Origin of the sequence: Maledivibacter halophilus (genome assembly GCF_900167445.1) — a bacterium.
GTDB lineage: Bacteria > Bacillota > Clostridia > Peptostreptococcales > Caminicellaceae > Maledivibacter > Maledivibacter halophilus.
In genome coordinates this window covers 90231-108373 of sequence record NZ_FUZT01000014.1, presented here as the reverse complement: position 1 = coordinate 108373, position 18143 = coordinate 90231, and the positions used below count along the sequence as shown (strand labels likewise).

Genomic DNA, 18143 nt, shown 5'->3' with positions numbered 1-18143 from the left:
ATTTTTTGACAGCATGGGATGATAAGATAAATGGAATTATTAGAATCAACAGATGGAAGCATAGAATCTTCTGACTCCACTAAGCTTTACTATGTTAAGGATATTTTTAATAAACCAAAGGCGATAATTGTTATAGTCCATGGATTTGGAGAACAGCTTGGAAGATATAAATGTGAAAAAAACAGATTTATAGAGTATGGATGCTGCGTAGATAGATTTGATAATAGGAGACATGGTAGGTCTGGTGGAGAAAAAGGTTACATAAATACTTCTAGATGAACAAATTGCATAATTACCTTACCTAAAAATTATCTACTACATGTGGTTTTAAAATCTTCAAAGCCATACCATCGAAATATATTTAATTCTAAATAATTAAATTAAGGATAATATTCGCATATGCAACCCAGCCAAATTAGAGTTATGCAATTTCCTCAAATATATACAATGTATAATTGAAACAGAAAAATTATTTTAATGTATATTATGAATATATGTTAAAATAGTACTTGAATTATAAAAGGAAAGGAATTTGCCATGAATGTTACTACTATAAAAGATATTGCTAAAATTGCAGGGGTGTCCCATTCAACAGTATCAAGGGCTTTAAACAATTCTTCTGCATTAAATGAGGAAACAAAAAAGAGAATACTAGAAATTGCTAGAGATCTAAATTATACTCCAAATACAAGTGCTAGAAGTTTAGTACTTTCCAAATCCTATAATATTGGAGTGTTTTTTTCCAGTATTTACGATGGAACATCTTCATCATTTTTTCACAATGTAATTAAAAGTATTAGTGAAAAGGTAGGAAGTAATTACAATATTATAGTAAAGAGTATAGATACCTATATCGAGAGTTACAATTCCATAAACCCTAAAAATTTTGATGGAATAATTGTTGTAAGTCAAAAGAAAGAGGATGATAGTTTCATAAAAAAAGTTATAGAGAAAATGATTCCTGTTGTAGTATTAAATAGGGAAGTAAAGGATTTAGAAGTGAATAATATAGTTTCAAATGAAATAATAGGTGTCTATGAAGGAATAAAACATTTGATAAATCTAGGACATAAAGATATAGCAATAATTGAAGGGAAAGAAGATTTTGAGTCTACAAAGGTAAGAAGAAAAGGATATTTAAAGGCTTTTAGTGAATTCAAAATTGATATTATGAATGAATTTATAGTAAAAGGTGATTATGGATTGGAAAGTGGCTATCTGAGAGCTAAGGATTTATTAAAATTAGAACATAAGCCCAGTGTGATTTTTGCTTTTAATGATGATATGGCTCTAGGTGCAATGAAGGCTATATTGGAAGCTGGATTAAGAGTTCCAGAGGATATTTCTATACTTGGATTTGATGGTAGCGTATTTTCCCATTATTTAACACCATCTATTTCGACTATAAAAAGACCGATTGAGGAAATTTGTTATTATGGAGTAAAGATATTATTTAATATCATGAAAAACAAAAATGTAGAGATTGAAAAAAAATCCTTTAAAACATTTTTTATAGAAAGAGATTCTATATTGCCTAAAAAGTAGAAAATATATAGCTAAAGGTAAATAATAATATGCTACTTGAAAAATTTTTAGGCAATTTTATTAAAAAGTTCTTGCACACGTGTGCTAGAAAATGTTATAATGTCTCTAGTGATGCACACGTGTGCAAAATGTGGAAAACGCTTATATTTAATTTGTTTGTTCCTTATGGTTTAAATTTTTACACTATATGTTAATTCATTAACAAAATATGGTGGTGAAAATTTAATATAAAGGCATTATATTTTTCATCAATTGCCAGAAAGATACATATTAGGAGGGGAAAGAAATGAAAAAAGTTTTATCTGTATTTTTAGTAGTTATACTTGCATTAAGTTTAGTTGCATGTGGTGGTAATGAAGTTAATGAAGGAGATCAGGGTACAAGTGAAGGAACTGAAAAAGTTGAATCTAAAACATTAAAATTAGCCCACAACTTAAATGAAAAACATACTGTACATTTAGCATTAAGTGAATTTGGGAAATTAGTTGAAGAAAAATCAAATGGAACATTAAAGGTTCAGATTTTTCCAAATGGACAGCTAGGTTCTGAATCTCAGGTTTTAGAACAACTTCAAGCTGGTGCAGTTGCAATGACCAAGGTTTCAGCAGCAGCACTTACTACTTATTCTGAAGGATATAATGCTTTTACATTGCCATATGTTTTTGCAGATGAAGAGCATTATTTTAAGAGTATGGAATCTAAAGCCGTAGAAAATCTTTATAATTCTACTGCCGAGAAAGGGTTTATTGGACTTACATTCTATAACTCTGGAGCCCGTTCATTCTATACAGTTGATAAGCCGATATTGACTCCTGAGGATTTAAATGGAGTAAAAATTCGTGTTATGGGTTTCCAATCTCAAACAGATATGGTTAAAGCATTAGGAGGAACACCTGTTGGTATGCCCTACGGAGAAGTTTATACATCACTTCAATCTGGAGTAATTGATGGAGCCGAAAGTAATGAAACAGCCCTTACAAATGGTAAGCATGGAGAAGTTTCAAAGCATTTTTCATATGATGAACACACAAGGATTCCAGATATTTTAGTACTAAGCTCAAAGGTATGGGAGTCTCTTTCTGAAGATCAGCAAGCTATAGTAAAAGAAGCTGCTGTAGAGTCAACTGAATATCACAAACCATTATGGGACAAGGCTATAGAAGAAGCAAAAACGGAAGCCAGTGAAGAAATGGGAGTTGAGTTCCATGAGGTTGATAAAGAGCCATTTAGAAAAGCTGTTGAGCCAATGTTAAAGCAATATGGAGAAGATTATCCGCAGGTTAAAGAATTACTTGATGCTTTCAAGGAATTAGAATAATAAAAAAATCCTAGCGTCAAGCTAGGATTTAATTTTTACTATTTTGCACAAGAGGAGTGATATTTATGTTATATCCTAAAATTACCCAAACTAGAAATTTAATTAATTTATGTGGAATTTGGAATTTTAAAGGAGATTTTAATGAAGAAGGATATAAGGAAGAATGGTTTAAAAATGGATTAAAGGACTATGATTTTATGCCAGTGCCTTCAAGCTATAATGATATAACTACCGATGGTAGATTGAGGGATATTGTTGGAGATGTATGGTATCAAAAGGACATTATTGTACCCAATAATTGGAATGAAGACAAAATATTTATAAGGGTGGGGAGTGCCAGCCATAACTCAAAAATATGGATTAATGGTAACTTGGTTAAGGAATATGTTGGAGGATTCTTACCCTTTGAAGCAGATATAACAGATTATGTAAAATATGGAGAGGAAAACAGGATAATAATATGCGTTAACAATGAACTTTCATGGCAAACATTTCCACCGGGGGAAGTGTATTATTTTGAAGATGCAGATGGAAATAAAATTAAAAAACAAAAGCAGCAGCATGACTTTTTTAATTATGGTGGAATCCATAGACCAGTTTATATATATACAAGACCAAAGGTTCATATTGAAGATGTAAGTGTAAAGACGACGGATTTTAAAGGTGAAAAGGGTTATATAAATTATGAAGTCTTTACCAATGAGGATTGTAATAATATTGAAGTTGAGATTTATGATGAGGAGAATAATTTAAAAGGAAAATCAAAGGGAAAAGAAGGCACAGTTCAAGTAGATGGTGTAAAGCTTTGGGAGCCTGGGAATCCTTATCTTTACAAATTCGTTGCCAATATAAAAAATGAAGATGAGCTAATAGATACATATAATCTTAATATTGGTATAAGAACAGTGAAAATAGAAAGTGGACAGCTTTTAATTAATAATAAGCCTTTCTATTTCAAAGGGTTCGGAAAACATGAGGATATGGATATTAAAGGTAAGGGCTTGGATGATGCAGTTAATATAAGGGATTTTAATCTATTAAAGTGGACGAATGCCAACTCCTTTAGAACATCCCATTATCCATATTCAGAGGAGATATTGGATTTAGCAGATAAGTATGGAATAGTAGTTATAGATGAAGTTCCAGCAGTAGGAATGCTAGGGCAGGCTGTTCCAGCAGTCGGGGAGCTTGATGGAGTATTTAGAGAAGATAAAATTAATGGTGATACCTTAAAGGAGCATATAAGAATAACTAAAGAGCTTATAGCAAGGGATAAAAATCATCCTTCAGTTGTAATGTGGTCTTTAGCTAACGAAGCTTCTGTAATGGAGCCAAGGGCAGGAGAATATTTTAAAGAGCTTGTAGAAGAAACGAGAAAATTAGATGATAGGCCTCTTATGAATGTAAATATTATGCTTGCTGAGCCCGGTAAATGTCATGTATCTAAATACTTTGATGTAATAGGACTTAATTTGTACTTCGGATGGTATTCTGAAAGAGGTGACATAGCTTCTGGTGCAAAGAGACTTCTGCAATGGCTTGAGGATTGGCATGAGAAAGAAGGAAAACCCATTGTAATGACTGAATATGGTTGTGATACCATAGCAGGACTTCATAAGCAGCCCTCAATAATGTTCAGTGAAGAGTTTCAAGTTGAGTTCTTAAAGGAATATCACAGGGTTTATGACAAATTACCCTTTGTAATAGGTGAACAAGTATGGAATTTTGCAGATTTTATGACGGGTCAGGATATTGTAAGAATAGATGGAAATAAAAAAGGTGTTTTCACAAGGCAAAGACAGCCTAAAATGGCAGCCCATTATTTAAAGGAAAGATGGGAAAAAATAAGTAATCATTTTACCAAATAGTAGTGTTTCTCTAAGAAGTTATTATGATGGAGGGAATTAAATGGAATTCATTAAGAAGATAATGAATAGTGTTTTATCTTATGTTACTGCATTTTTCTTAATAGTAATGACTGCTTTGGTAGTTTGGCAGGTTTTTACTAGATATATTTTAAGTAATCCAAGTATTTTTACAGAAGAGTTAGTAAGATTCATATTGATATGGACTTCATTCTTAGGAGCTGCCTATGCCTTTGGAACAAGGCAGCATATGGCCCTTATATTTGTAAAGGAAGGCGCAAAGGGAACTGCAAAGAAATTAATATGTACTTTTATTGATTTAGTGGTATTGATTTTAGCATTTTTTGTTTTGATAAAGGGTGGTTATAATTTAGCTTCAGGTGTTATGACAATAAAAACTCCTATTTTGGGAATACCAAAGGGTTTTGTATATATGATAGGCCCAATAAGTGGTGTTATCATTGTTATTTATCAGATTATTAATATTTTAGAAGACTTAAAAATGGAAAATATAGACTGAAAACTTTTAGAAAGAGGAGTGTAAAGAAATGGAAATAGCTTTAAAGGCTGCACTAATATTATTTTTTACCTTTTTAGTGCAATTGGGAATTGGTGTTCCTATATCCATAAGCATAGGAGTTTCATCAGTAATTACTGCTCTTACTGCACTGCCAATGGATATAGCAATTTTCACTGCGGCTCAAAAAATGATAAGTGGTATAGATAGCTTTTCGCTACTTGCAGTACCCCTTTTTGTACTTTCAGGAAATATTATGAACAATGGGGGAATTGCTAAAAGACTTGTTAATTTCGCAAAGACAATTGGAGGAAGATTGCCTGGAGCATTGGCCCATGCTAATATTCTTGGGAATATGCTATTTGGTTCTCTTTCTGGATCAGCTGTTGCAGCAGCTGCAGCAATAGGTGGAACAATGGCTCCACTTCAAAAAGAAGAGGGATACGAACCATCCTACTCTGCTGCTGTTAATATAGCATCCTGTGCCACTGGTATGCTTATACCACCAAGTGGAGTTTTAATCCTTTATTCCCTAGTTGCAGGAGGAGTTTCGATTTCAGCACTTTTTATAGCAGGTTATATACCGGGGATTTTAATGGGATTAGCATGTATGGTTGTGGCCTATATATATGCAAAGAAAAATAATTACCCAGTTTGTGACAAAGTTTCATTAAAAGAAGCTATTAAGGTGTTTTTAGATGCTATACCAAGTTTATTGCTTATTGTTATAGTTATTGGTGGTATTGTATTTGGAATATTTACAGCCACAGAAGGAGCGGCTATAGCTGTTGTATACACACTTATATTATCACTAATTTATAAATCACTAACTATACAATCCATGAAGGAAATACTTATGAAGACAGCTGTAACAACGGGCGTAATAATGTTCTTAGTTGCATCTTCTTCGGCAATGTCATGGATTATGGCGTATACAGGTATTCCTCAGGCAATAAGTAATATAATAATGTCAATTTCAGACAATCCTATAGTAATCCTATTTATCATGAATATTACTTTGTTAATAGTAGGAACCTTTATGGATTTAACTCCAGCGGTACTTATTTTTACACCGATATTTTTACCAATAGCCACCCAACTTGGACTTCATCCGGTACATTTTGGTATTGTTCTAGTATTTAATCTATGTATAGGAATAATGACACCGCCGGTAGGGAGCGTATTATTCGTAGGATGTAGTGTTGCAGATGTTTCAATAGAAGGAGTTATAAAACCTCTACTTCCGTTTTTTGTGGCATTGATAGCAGTTCTTTTCCTAATAACTTATGTTCCAGCTCTAAGCTTAATTTTGCCAAAGCTTTTTGGATTAATATAAAATTTAGGAGTGTTAAACTATGATATTAAAAGAATATTCCTTTAGTTTTATAAAGGAAGAAAACAATGTGTTGGATTTCAAATTGGATACTGATAATACAATGGTAAAGGTCTTTGTACTTGAAGAAGATATAATCAGGGTATTATTTATTGAAAATGAACTTAAGCTAGATAGGACGTGGCTGATTGCACCAGGGATGGATGACATAGAAAAAGAAGGTAGAGACAGACTTGATATTTCTCCATTTTCTTTACCGAAATTTGAATATTGTATCACAGATGAAGCCTGTATAGTAGAAACTTCTAAGATTAAGGTGGTTTTTGACTTAAACGGAATGAAGGCTTCCTGGTATGCAAAGCTAGATAATAGTGAAATTTTATTTGCTAAAGACAGAAAGACCCAGGCATATAATATATCTAATTCCCTTGGTGATGGTGTATATCATTATCTTGAAAGAAATTTAGATGAGGAATATTTTGGTCTTGGAGAAAAAAGTGGAGAAACCAATAGATACGGAAAAAGATATAGAATGATGAGTGTTGACCCTATGGGTTACGATGCACAATTTACCGATCCCCTTTATAAGCATATACCCTTTTACATTACAAGAAATAAAAATACTAATGTATTTTTCGGTTTATTTTACGACAATTTGTCAACATCAATATTTGACATGGGGAATGAATTGGACAATTACCATGGCTATTATCGTTATTATAATGGAGAAGAAGGCGATTTAGATTATTATATTATCCTTGGTCCAAATATTAAAAACGTAACTGAGAAATTTTCATGGTTAACTGGAAAAACAATGTTTATGCCTAAATGGAGTATAGGTTATTCTGGATCAACTATGAGCTATACTGATGCTCCAGATGCTCAAAACCAATTGCAGAAATTTATTAAAGACTGTAAAGAACATGATATACCATGTGATTCTTTCCAATTGTCATCGGGATACACTTCTATTGAAGATAAAAGATATGTTTTCAATTGGAATTATGATAAAGTACCTACACCAAAGGAGCTTTCAAAGAAGTTTCATGACAATGGGCTGAAGATTTGTGCAAATATAAAACCTGCATTATTAGTAGATCATCCTATGTTTGACGAGCTTGAAAGGGAGAATATGTTTGTACTAAAAAAGGATGAAGATAAACCTGAAATAGCTCAGTTTTGGGATGAGCTAGGATCATATGTGGACTTTACAAACCCTAAGGCTTATGATTGGTGGAAAAAGCAGGTAACAGAAAAATTATTGAAATACGGAATAGATTCCACATGGAATGATAATAACGAATATGAGATTTGGGATAAAAAGGCAAGGGCAAATGGCTTTGGGAAGGAAATAAATATTTCTCAAATAAGACCACTTCAGCCATTATTGATGATGAAGGCTTCATATGAAGCCCAAAGTGAATATGCTCCAAATATAAGACCCTATTTGATTTCTCGTTCTGGTTGTCCAGGTATGCAAAGATATGTTCAGACATGGTCTGGAGATAATAGAACATCATGGAAATCAATAAAATACAATATAAAAATGGGTATAGGATTGAGTTTATCGGGAGTATATAATATTGGCCATGATGTAGGTGGGTTTGCAGGTCCTGCCCCTGAACCTGAAATGTTTGTAAGATGGGTTCAAAATGGAATTTTCCATCCTAGATTTACAATTCATTCTTGGAATGATGATGGAACTGCAAATGAACCCTGGATGTATCCCGAGGTAACAAAATATATAAGAAAGCTTATTAAATTTAGAACCAAGATTACTCCATATATTTACAACCTACTTTATAGGGCAAATAAACATTATGAACCTATTATAAGACCTACATTTTATGAATTTGAAGAAGATAATAATACCTTTGAAGAAAATGATGATTTTATGCTGGGAGATAGTATGCTTATAGCCTCTGTGACCCAAAAAGAAAAGTATGAAAGAGAGGTTTATCTTCCTAAAACAGATGAAGGATGGTATGACTTTAATACGGAAAAATGGTATGAAGGTGGTCAAAGGATAACTATACCTTCACCCCTTGATTATACTCCACTTCTTATAAAGGGTGGTTCAATAATAGCAATCAATGATGCTGATATAACATTTGAAACAAAAGATAAGGATGAAAGAGGATTTATTCTTTTCCCTCATAAAGGTCAGGGAGAAAAAACATATACATTATATGAAGATGATGGAATTACAATGGATTATAAAAAAGGAATATATACAAATATTCATATAAATATGAAATCCAATAAAGAGTCAATAGATATGACTATTAGTAAAGATGGAAAATATAAGCTACCCTATAATGAAGTAAGATTCTATCTTCCAAATGGAGAGAATAGAAGGCTTACAATAAATGGGGAAATTTTCAAAAAAAATAAGGATAATATTCATAGTATAAATATTTAGATTTTGTAGAGGAAGATTTAGATGAAAAAATTTATGGACGATAATTTTTTACTTTTAAATGATACAGCAATAAAACTATATCATAAGTATGCTAAAAAAGTGCCTATATATGACTATCACTGTCATTTGAATCCTAAAGAAATTTGGGAAGATAAAAAGTATAAGAATATGACAGAGGTTTGGTTATATGCAGATCATTATAAATGGAGAGCCATGAGAAGTAATGGTATAGGTGAGGAATATATTACCGGTGATAAAAGTGACTATGAAAAGTTTATGGCATGGGCCAGGACTATCTCTAATTGTATAGGAAACCCATTGTACCATTGGACCCATTTAGAGCTTAAGAGATATTTTGGAATAGATGAAGTATTAAATGAAGATACTGCAGATTTTATATGGAATAAATGTAATGAGATTCTTAAAGAGGATGGCTTTAGTGCAAGGGCTTTAATTGAAAGATCCAATGTAAAGATGATTGGAACTACAGATGAACCTATCGACTCATTAAAATATCATAAAATGATAAAAAAGGAAGGCAAAATTGGTGCAAAGGTATTACCAACCTTTAGACCAGATAAAGGTTTAGAGATCAGAAAAGAAGGATTTAAAGAATGGATTGAAAAATTATCCAAATCCTCTAATAGAACCATTGAAACCTACAGTGATCTATTGGATGCATTAGCTGAAAGAATAAATTATTTCCATGAGCATGGGTGTAGAATATCAGACCATGGCATGGATTATGTTCCTTATGAAGAAGCAGCTATAGATGAAATTAATCTAATATTTAAAAAAGCTTTGAACAATAAATCTATAAGTGATTTGGAAGAAGAGAAATATAAGACCTATACACTAATTTATTTAGGAGAGATGTATGCTTCATTAAATTGGACTATGCAATTTCATATAGGAACAATGAGAAACAATAATACTAGAATGTTTGAAAAAATTGGTGGAGATGGCGGTTTTGATTCTATTAATGATCATTCTATTGCAAGACCCCTTTCTAGATTATTGGATTCTTTAGAAAAGAAGGATAAACTTCCCAAGACAATATTATATGCATTAAACCCAAGCTATAACTATATAATAGGCTCCATGATCGGTAATTTTCAGGGAGGAATGCCATCGAAAGTACAATTTGGAACTAGCTGGTGGTTTAATGACCATAAAGAGGGAATTATAAGGCAAATTACAGATTTAGCCAATCTTGGACTTTTAAGCCGATTTGTTGGTATGCTCACCGATTCTAGAAGCTTTTTATCATATACAAGGCATGAGTATTTTAGAAGAATATTGTGCAATATAGTTGGAGAGTGGGCTGAAAATGGAGAGGTTCCAAATGATATAGAGTTTTTAGGTAGTCTTATAGAAAATATATGCTACTATAATGCGAAAAACTATTTTCAAATAAAGTTATAAAAATTTAGGAGGTATATTATGAGAATGACCATGAGATGGTATGGGGATGATGATAAGGTTACGCTTAATCAAATAAGACAAATCCCTGGAGTTACTGGTATAGTTTCAGCTATTTATGATGTGCCTGTTGGAGAAGCATGGACAATTGATAAGATAATGGACTTGAAGAACAAGATAGAAAACAAGGGCCTAAAACTTGATGTAATAGAAAGTGTTCCAGTACACGAAGATATAAAGCTTGGACTTTCCAGTAGAGATAAATACATCGAGAATTATAAAGAAACCTTAAGAAATCTAGGAAGAGCAGGTGTAGGGGTAGTATGTTATAATTTTATGCCTGTATTTGACTGGACAAGATCATCCTTGGAATATGAATTGAAGGATGGTTCTAATGCACTTATATACGATGAAAAAACAGTTGAAAAAATGAATCCTCTATCTGGCGATTTAGAGCTTCCAGGTTGGGATACAAGCTATAAGGAAGGTGAGCTTGAGGACTTATTAAAGAAATATCAAAGTATTACTGAGGAGAAATTATGGGAGAATCTTGAATATTTTTTAAAAGAAATAATTCCTGTTGCTGAGGAAAGTGATATTAAAATGGCTATACATCCTGATGATCCACCTTGGTCTATTTTTGGACTACCAAGAATAATAACAAATAAAGATAATCTTGAGAGGTTTATAAACCTAGTTGATAGTCCTAATAATGGGTTGACTTTGTGTAGTGGTTCTTTGGGTGTGGCTGAAAAAAATCATATTCCTGAACTCATAAGACATTTTGGGAAAAAAGAAAGAATTCATTTTGCCCATGTAAGAAATATAAAGATAACAGGAGAAAAATCCTTTGAAGAAGCTTCCCACAGAAGTGATGATGGGTCTTTGGATATGTATGAAATTATGAAGGCATATCATGATGTTGATTTTAAAGGACCATTAAGGCCAGATCATGGAAGAATGATCTGGGGAGAAACAGGAAGACCTGGATATGGCCTTTATGACAGGGCCCTTGGAGCTACCTATTTAAATGGTATTTGGGAAGCTTTAAGCAAAAATAAAATTTAGGAGGATAATTTATGAAAATACCCTTTAATATAGATTTAAAAGAAAAAGTTGTAGTAGTAACAGGTGGGGGAGGAGTTTTATGCGGTGTGTTTGCAAAGGCTCTGTCAAAATGTGGAGCAAAGATAGCTGTACTTGATCTTAATAAAGAAAATGCCCAAAGGGTTGCAGATGAAATAAATAATGATGGTGGCACAGCAATAGGAGTAGCGGGAAATGTTCTAGATAAAGAAAGCTTAAATAAAGCAAAAGCCATTGTGAATGAAAAGCTTGGAACATGTGATATACTCATAAATGGTGCTGGAGGGAATCATCCTAAAGGTACAACTACCAAGGAGTACTTAAACATAGAGGATTTAGAAAAAAATGATGAAATAATTACATTTTATGATTTAGATCCAAAGGGGATAGAGTTTGTATTCAATTTAAATTTTCTGGGAACCCTTATTCCTACTCAGATTTTTTCAAAGGATATGTTAGAAAAAGAAGATTCTGTAGTTATTAACATATCTTCAATGAATTCCTTTGTACCTTTAACTAAGATACCTGCCTATAGTGGTGCTAAGGCTGCAGTAAGTAATTTTACTAAGTGGCTTGCTGTACATATGTCAAAGGTTGAAATTCGAGTAAATGCAATTGCACCGGGATTCTTTCTGACAAATCAAAATAGAGGGCTTCTTACAAATGAAGATGGAAGCTTTAAGCCCCGGGCAGAAAAAATATTAAGTCATACTCCTATGGATAGATTTGGTGAACCGGAAGACCTTGTAGGAACTTTACTTTGGCTTGTAGATAAAAACTCATCGGGATTTGTAAATGGCACGGTAATTCCAGTAGACGGTGGTTTTTCAGCTTACTCTGGTGTCTAAATATTTGTTAGAATAAAATAGTTTATATTATAGTAAAAACCTGCAATAAACCTTTAGAGGATATTGCAGGTTTTCTATTTCAAATTTTATATTCGATGCAGAAATATTGACAAAATAACATATATTATTTATAGTAGATAAGAAAAAGGTTACTTTACAAAACAAAAGATTGGCGGGAATTATCTATGAATACTATTGCTACCATTGTAGGAATATCTGTCTTAGGACCGATAATAGGGTCCTTTATAGGAGTGCTAAAAAAGCCCTCTGAAATTTTCATGTACAATATGCTTTCCTTTGCAGCTGGGATTATGCTGACCATATCCTTTCTTGAGCTTATTCCTGAGAGTATAGAATTTTCTTCCATTTATATTTGTATAGCAGGGATTGTTATTGGCTCTTTAATAATGTATTCTATCGACAGATTAATACCCCATATTCATCCAGAATTAATCGAGCAGGAGCAGGGAAAAAACATAAAGAAAACAGCAGTATATCTTATAATAGGAATTTTTCTTCACAATTTTCCAGAAGGCATGGCAATAGCCATTGGAACAGTTTCGGAATCGAAAATAAGTATTGTTATAGCATTGGCAATAGCAATTCATAATATTCCAGAGGGAATATGTACATCGGCACCATATTATCATTGTACTCAAAACAGACTTAAGTCCTTTTTAATATCTTCAATGACGGCATTACCTATTTTAGTAGGCTTTATATTTGCACACTATTTATTTAAAAATATTTCTCATACTTTAATTGGATTTATAATAGGTGCCACGGCAGGGCTTATGATTTATATTTGTGCCGATGAGCTAATTCCTACTTCAGCATGTAACACTGGAAATCACAGTACCATATTCTCATTAATTGTAGGTATAATATTTGTTATCTTGTTGCAATTGATATAATTTAATTATGATTATGGTGAGAATCAAATTGAAAGGTTGATTTATACGTCATAAAAAGTCATAGAAACATGGATATTTTCAGGCTATATAAATTAAAATTTCACTTTTTTCACTATAATAAAGTCTTTACTCAAATCCCTATAAATGAACCTTTCTATTTAGAGAAGGTTCATTTATATATAAAAATAAATAACTTTAAGGTTTAATAAATTTCAAACAAAAAATGTAGTAGAATTCATTATTTTTTAAAAATTCATGAAAATTAGAGAATATCTATAATAGAATATGTAAAATATTTATGATAAAATATATTAATAATAGAACAATGTTCCGGAATTTACCGATACATAAATGAAGTATAGTATATAAAAATTGTTTAAGTTTATAATGACAACGAGATTATGATAGCTATGATTATATAGTTTCAGAAAGGTAAGGAAATTATGTATAAAAAAATATCCTTAGAAGAAGCACAAAATCTATTAATTAAAAATGTAAAAAAGACTGATGAGATGTGTATAAATATACTAAAGGCGCATGGCGAGGTGCTTGCAGAAACAATCGTATCTCCTATTAATCAACCACCCTTTGATAGATCACCCTTGGATGGTTATGCTTTAATTGCAGAGGATTTAGAAAATCTATCGTTAAATAATCCTATGAAGTTTAAAGTAATAGATGAGATATATGCAGGAGAGGTGTCAAGTAAAAAAATAGAAAAGGGTGAAGCTATTAGACTTATGACAGGAGCTCCTATACCAGAAGGTGCAAACTGTGTTATAAAACACGAAGATGTTATAGAAAAGGAAGATACAATATTTATATCAAAACAAATATTACCATGGCAGAATTATTGCTTCAAAGGAGAAGATGTTAAAAAAGGGGATAGAGTTTTAGAAAAAGGAAGATTTTTAACATCAAATGAAATAGGATTAATTGCTAGCTTAGGCATAGAAAAAGTTAAAATCTATAGAAAACCAACTATATCCATACTAAGTACTGGAGATGAACTCATAGATATAGGAGAAGAGCATTTACCAGGGAAAATATACAATAGCAACATATATTCCTTGGCCTTTAGAATTAAAGAATTGAATTTAAATTATAAAATTTTAGGACAAGTACAGGATAATGTAAAATTAATAAAGGAAAAAATTAAGAAGTATATTGAAAAAACAGATATGCTTATAACAACTGGTGGGGTTTCGGCCGGGAAAAAGGATTTAATGATTGATGTATTAAAGGATTTAGGAGCAGAAATTTTATTTTGGGGAGTAGAAATGAAACCTGGCTCTTCAGTGTTATGTGGAAAGTATAAGGGCAGGCTTATTCTATGCTTATCGGGTAATCCAGCAGCAGGTTTAATTGGTTTTGAAGTAATAGCAAGACCTATGCTTGCGTATGCTTCAAGACAGGAAGCTATAAAATTGAAATATTGTAAAGGAAAAATAACAGAAAATTATAATAAGAAAAGTAATGTAAGACGATTTTTAAGGGGAAGGATGTATTTGGAGGAAGGAAAATATTATGTATTTCCAATATCAGGTAACAATTCCTCAGGATTATTAAGTGAAAATATTAATTGTAATTGTTTGATAGATATTCCAAAGGGAAGCATAGGAATCAAAAAGTATCAAGAAGTTGATATAGCTTACTAAAACAAATGAGCTCTATCAAAGGATTAAAATATAAGAAATAAGGTGAGTTTATGATAGAAAGCAGTGCAATTGTTTTAGCAGGTGGTAGAAATAGTAGAATGGGCTATCAGAACAAATCATTTTTAAAGCTTGGAGAATCAAACTTTATTGAAATTGTGCTGGAGAAGGTTAAAGAATTTAATGATATAATTATTGTTACAAATGCACCTGATGAGTATGAATATTTGGGAATAAAAATAGTGAAGGACATATTTCCATTTACTGGGCCTTTAGGGGCGATATATACGGGATTAAAATATGCTAAATATGATAATTCAATTATATTTCCATGTGATATGCCATTTGTAAATCATAAGCTATTAGAGCATATTGCTAAAATTGCTAAGGGTTATGATGGAGTTGTTCCTAAGGTGGATGGATATTATCAGCCTCTTTGTTCAGCATATTCTAAAAAATGTATTGAAATTTTTGGAGAAGGCTTAAAGAATGGAATAACTAAAATCATAGACCTCTATCCACTAATGAATATATATTATATGACAAGAAAAGAAATAGAACAATATGGAAATTATGATGATATGTTTATAAATATAAATACACCTAGGGAATATGAAAAGCATATTAAGGAGGATTTAAATGGCAACAGGGATATGTATTGTCGGAAAATCAAATAGTGGTAAAACTACTTTGATATTAAAAATAATTGAGGAATTACAAAAAAGGGGATATAAAGTAGCCACATTAAAGCATCACAGCCATCGTTCCCATATGGATCAGCCTGGTAAGGATACATGGAAACATTATAATGCTGGAGCAGAGCAGGTAATGATTTCATCACCATCAGGCTATGCAATTTATAGAAGAATAGAAAAGGAACTTACTATAGATGAATTATTAGATTACAATAAGGGAATGGATATTGTATTAATTGAGGGATACAAAAGAGCAGCTATGCCCAAGGTTGAAGTGGTTAGAAGGGAAAGAAGTACAGAAATGATTTGTTCACCTGATGAAGTTCTGGCAGTAGTTAGTGATATTAACTTTGATATTGGGAAGCCATTATTTCATATAGATGACTATTTATCAATAAGTGATTTTATTGAAAAAAATATTATAGAAAATTAATGAAGGGAGTTAAAATATGGGTGAAATTATTAATTCAATAGATAGGGCATTAGACATTATAATTCTTCTATATCATGAAAGACAGGAGATGGGAATATCAGAAATTGCAAAAGAGTTGGGGCTTTATAAAAGTACTGTCCATAGGACGTTGATAACCCTGGAAAATAAAGGGTTTATTAAACAGAATCCTGACAATGGTAAATATTGGTTCGGTATAAAATTATATGCCATAGGCATGTTAGTCGGTGACAAGATTTCTTTTAAAGAAATTATAAAGCCCTATGCTAAAGAATTATATGATGAGTTTAGAGAGGTTGTAAATGTATCTATATTAGAAAAGAGTTCCATGGATTATCCTAGAAGTATCATTATTCATAAGGAGCAAGGATTAAATCAAGTATTAACTGTAAATCCACCTGTGGGGTCAAGTAGTCAGTGTCATTGTTCAGCAGTAGGAAAATGTCTTTTAGCATATTCACCTAAAAAGGTATATGAAAAGTATATAGGTAAGTCCCTCACAAAATTCACAAGAAATACTATAGATAATTGGGATGATCTGTTAGCTGAGTTAGAACAGGTTAAAAAACAAGGATATGCAGTAGATAATGATGAGTTAGAAATAGGCCTTACATGTATTGGAGCACCTGTTTTAGATAAAAATAATGAAGTGATTGCAGCTATAAGTCTTTCTGGTCCTACAACTAGAATGAGAGAAGGGGATTTTGAATATAAAATAAAGAAAGTTATGGAAATAGCAAATAAAATTTCTTCTTTATTAAAGTAACTCGTTATGCTAGTTCTTATATGATGGTTTTAATATTTGGCTCTGTTAGATTTTAGTGTTGTTAATGTGCAATGAAAAAAGTGTATGGAATAATACACTTTTAATTCATTGGTCGTGATTTCATGTCATACTCTGTTTCTTCTAATAACTCGTTTAGAAGAATAATGGCTTCTGCTTCACTCCTTTGAGGATAGACTGCAAATTTGGCATTATTACTGTCCTCAAAGTGATGATTTTCATCAAATAAAATTACAAATTCAGAGAAATTTCCGTTCGGTAATATAACCCCGAAATCATATATACCTGTATCAAGAGGAATATATGATTCATCTCTATTGGGGAAATTTGATGCCATATATCTATATTTTCTATCATCGATTTGAAAAAGAACATCCACTTTCTTTGAAAAGAGTGGTATTTTACTATGTTTTGTAATAACAATATCAAACTGAAGATTGTACTTTTCAACATGGGAATCTGAATAATCGTATATTATAAAATCTTCAGATATTGTTCGCCTTGAAGGAAGTATCATGATTAGTAGAACTAAAATTAAAAGTATCCACCATCTTTTTCTTACTTGAGTTAATATAAATTCTTTGATATTCTTCATGGTTAACGCCCCCCTCTTTGTTATAGGTTTTTCATATTCTATATAATTAGAATACTTCATAATACTATCCAATTACAATATTTATTTATGTTATGAGTATATTGGTGTCCTTGTTCTGTATTGATACAAATTTGTATCCGTCATTTTAGTGGAACTATTGACCAATAATTGTCTTGCTTTTACAATTTCTTTTTCGTCGAAGAAAGTTTGCAACCACTTGAACCAATGCAAGTAGTTCGGTAGATATTTAGTTGCTACACCATTAAATCTATCAATTCATTTCTTGAATTTACTATGCAAACTATTGACATGCGAAATGTGATAAACACCATTCTTCTTGCCATGTTTTATGACACTGGTACTACCACAATGCAAACAAGCCACCCCTTTAGAAAAGCGTTGCTCTCGATTATCACTGTATAATGATTTGGTCATGGATTTAAGAGATAGAATTTCTCCGATATTGTTAAACAGTTCTTCAATCTGACTATCCGTTAAGGTTTTTATATCCTTGAAAATAGAATGTACTGATGGCATAACTGGCTCCTTTGCGAATGTATGTTCGTATTAATTATAGAACAATAGTTCGCATAAGTCAAATAACAACACTAAAATCTAACAAAGCATAATATTTAATTTATTAGCACAACAGGTTAAAGTAATGGAAAGATAATTGTATATAAATAAAATTAA

Annotated in this window: 16 protein-coding genes and 1 pseudogene; 15 read left to right on the top strand and 2 right to left on the bottom strand. The window is 31.8% G+C overall.

Annotated elements, in window-relative coordinates; genetic code table 11:
• Window positions 1-30 precede the first annotated feature (30 nt).
• From B5X81_RS21975 to B5X81_RS21905, 15 genes are all read left to right on the top strand, one after another.
• Window positions 31-279, top strand: coding sequence for an alpha/beta hydrolase (locus B5X81_RS21975; protein WP_079494940.1), 249 nt, complete (start codon window positions 31-33; stop codon window positions 277-279).
• A gap of 258 nt (window positions 280-537) precedes the next feature.
• On the top strand, window positions 538-1545 hold the full coding sequence (locus B5X81_RS21970) for a LacI family DNA-binding transcriptional regulator (protein ID WP_079494939.1): 1008 nt from the start codon (window positions 538-540) through the stop codon (window positions 1543-1545).
• Window positions 1546-1831: 286 nt separating this feature from the next.
• Window positions 1832-2863, top strand: a complete 1032-nt coding sequence (locus tag B5X81_RS21965; RefSeq protein ID WP_079494937.1) for a TRAP transporter substrate-binding protein — start codon at window positions 1832-1834, stop codon at window positions 2861-2863.
• A 65-nt stretch (window positions 2864-2928) separates the two neighbouring features.
• Window positions 2929-4731, top strand: a complete 1803-nt coding sequence (gene uidA, locus B5X81_RS21960; protein WP_079494936.1) for a beta-glucuronidase — start codon at window positions 2929-2931, stop codon at window positions 4729-4731.
• 40 nt (window positions 4732-4771) lie between these two features.
• Window positions 4772-5248 carry a TRAP transporter small permease gene (locus B5X81_RS21955; RefSeq protein WP_079494934.1) on the top strand — a complete coding sequence of 159 codons (477 nt, stop codon included), beginning with the start codon at window positions 4772-4774 and terminating at the stop codon, window positions 5246-5248.
• A 28-nt stretch (window positions 5249-5276) separates the two neighbouring features.
• Window positions 5277-6581, top strand: a complete 1305-nt coding sequence (locus B5X81_RS21950) for a TRAP transporter large permease (RefSeq protein ID WP_079494933.1) — start codon at window positions 5277-5279, stop codon at window positions 6579-6581.
• 19 nt (window positions 6582-6600) lie between these two features.
• Window positions 6601-9000 carry a glycoside hydrolase family 31 protein gene (locus B5X81_RS21945; protein WP_079494931.1) on the top strand — a complete coding sequence of 800 codons (2400 nt, stop codon included), beginning with the start codon at window positions 6601-6603 and terminating at the stop codon, window positions 8998-9000.
• A 21-nt stretch (window positions 9001-9021) separates the two neighbouring features.
• Window positions 9022-10425, top strand: coding sequence for a glucuronate isomerase (gene uxaC / locus B5X81_RS21940; protein ID WP_079494930.1), 1404 nt, complete (start codon window positions 9022-9024; stop codon window positions 10423-10425).
• 18 nt (window positions 10426-10443) lie between these two features.
• Window positions 10444-11490, top strand: a complete 1047-nt coding sequence (gene uxuA / locus B5X81_RS21935) for a mannonate dehydratase (protein WP_079494928.1) — start codon at window positions 10444-10446, stop codon at window positions 11488-11490.
• A gap of 11 nt (window positions 11491-11501) precedes the next feature.
• Window positions 11502-12356, top strand: coding sequence for an SDR family oxidoreductase (locus tag B5X81_RS21930; RefSeq protein WP_079494927.1), 855 nt, complete (start codon window positions 11502-11504; stop codon window positions 12354-12356).
• Between the two features lie 185 nt (window positions 12357-12541).
• A complete protein-coding gene (locus tag B5X81_RS21925; RefSeq protein WP_079494925.1) occupies window positions 12542-13270 on the top strand; it encodes a ZIP family metal transporter in 729 nt (242 codons plus the stop codon).
• Between the two features lie 443 nt (window positions 13271-13713).
• Window positions 13714-14928 carry a molybdopterin molybdotransferase MoeA gene (locus tag B5X81_RS21920; RefSeq protein WP_079494924.1) on the top strand — a complete coding sequence of 405 codons (1215 nt, stop codon included), beginning with the start codon at window positions 13714-13716 and terminating at the stop codon, window positions 14926-14928.
• A 50-nt stretch (window positions 14929-14978) separates the two neighbouring features.
• Window positions 14979-15602, top strand: coding sequence for a molybdenum cofactor guanylyltransferase (locus B5X81_RS21915; RefSeq protein ID WP_079494922.1), 624 nt, complete (start codon window positions 14979-14981; stop codon window positions 15600-15602).
• Window positions 15565-16053, top strand: a complete 489-nt coding sequence (gene mobB, locus B5X81_RS21910; RefSeq protein ID WP_079494921.1) for a molybdopterin-guanine dinucleotide biosynthesis protein B — start codon at window positions 15565-15567, stop codon at window positions 16051-16053. Before B5X81_RS21915 ends, mobB begins: the two co-directional genes overlap by 38 nt.
• 16 nt (window positions 16054-16069) lie before the next feature.
• Window positions 16070-16837 carry an IclR family transcriptional regulator gene (locus tag B5X81_RS21905; RefSeq protein WP_079494919.1) on the top strand — a complete coding sequence of 256 codons (768 nt, stop codon included), beginning with the start codon at window positions 16070-16072 and terminating at the stop codon, window positions 16835-16837.
• A gap of 100 nt (window positions 16838-16937) precedes the next feature.
• Here the strand turns inward: B5X81_RS21905 and B5X81_RS21900 are convergent, their stop codons facing one another.
• Both B5X81_RS21900 and B5X81_RS28850 read right to left on the bottom strand, forming a co-directional pair.
• Window positions 16938-17450 carry a hypothetical protein gene (locus tag B5X81_RS21900; protein ID WP_079494918.1) on the bottom strand — a complete coding sequence of 171 codons (513 nt, stop codon included), beginning with the start codon at window positions 17448-17450 and terminating at the stop codon, window positions 16938-16940.
• A 200-nt stretch (window positions 17451-17650) separates the two neighbouring features.
• Window positions 17651-17801 (bottom strand): annotated as a pseudogene (locus tag B5X81_RS28850) (IS1595-like element ISClba2 family transposase); the annotation flags it as partial.
• Between the last annotated feature and the right edge of the window lie 342 nt (window positions 17802-18143).

Excerpts from the sequence above, each read along its gene's own strand:
- B5X81_RS21975 (WP_079494940.1), top strand. The coding sequence starts at position 31 with ATGGAATTATTAGAATCAACAGATGGAAGCATAGAATCTTCTGACTCC.
- B5X81_RS21970 (WP_079494939.1), top strand. The coding sequence starts at position 538 with ATGAATGTTACTACTATAAAAGATATTGCTAAAATTGCAGGGGTGTCC.
- B5X81_RS21965 (WP_079494937.1), top strand. The coding sequence starts at position 1,832 with ATGAAAAAAGTTTTATCTGTATTTTTAGTAGTTATACTTGCATTAAGT.
- uidA (WP_079494936.1), top strand. The coding sequence starts at position 2,929 with ATGTTATATCCTAAAATTACCCAAACTAGAAATTTAATTAATTTATGT.
- B5X81_RS21955 (WP_079494934.1), top strand. The coding sequence starts at position 4,772 with ATGGAATTCATTAAGAAGATAATGAATAGTGTTTTATCTTATGTTACT.
- B5X81_RS21950 (WP_079494933.1), top strand. The coding sequence starts at position 5,277 with ATGGAAATAGCTTTAAAGGCTGCACTAATATTATTTTTTACCTTTTTA.
- B5X81_RS21945 (WP_079494931.1), top strand. The coding sequence starts at position 6,601 with ATGATATTAAAAGAATATTCCTTTAGTTTTATAAAGGAAGAAAACAAT.
- uxaC (WP_079494930.1), top strand. The coding sequence starts at position 9,022 with ATGAAAAAATTTATGGACGATAATTTTTTACTTTTAAATGATACAGCA.
- uxuA (WP_079494928.1), top strand. The coding sequence starts at position 10,444 with ATGAGAATGACCATGAGATGGTATGGGGATGATGATAAGGTTACGCTT.
- B5X81_RS21930 (WP_079494927.1), top strand. The coding sequence starts at position 11,502 with ATGAAAATACCCTTTAATATAGATTTAAAAGAAAAAGTTGTAGTAGTA.
- B5X81_RS21925 (WP_079494925.1), top strand. The coding sequence starts at position 12,542 with ATGAATACTATTGCTACCATTGTAGGAATATCTGTCTTAGGACCGATA.
- B5X81_RS21920 (WP_079494924.1), top strand. The coding sequence starts at position 13,714 with ATGTATAAAAAAATATCCTTAGAAGAAGCACAAAATCTATTAATTAAA.
- B5X81_RS21915 (WP_079494922.1), top strand. The coding sequence starts at position 14,979 with ATGATAGAAAGCAGTGCAATTGTTTTAGCAGGTGGTAGAAATAGTAGA.
- mobB (WP_079494921.1), top strand. The coding sequence starts at position 15,565 with ATGGCAACAGGGATATGTATTGTCGGAAAATCAAATAGTGGTAAAACT.
- B5X81_RS21905 (WP_079494919.1), top strand. The coding sequence starts at position 16,070 with ATGGGTGAAATTATTAATTCAATAGATAGGGCATTAGACATTATAATT.
- B5X81_RS21900 (WP_079494918.1), bottom strand. The coding sequence starts at position 17,450 with ATGAAGAATATCAAAGAATTTATATTAACTCAAGTAAGAAAAAGATGG.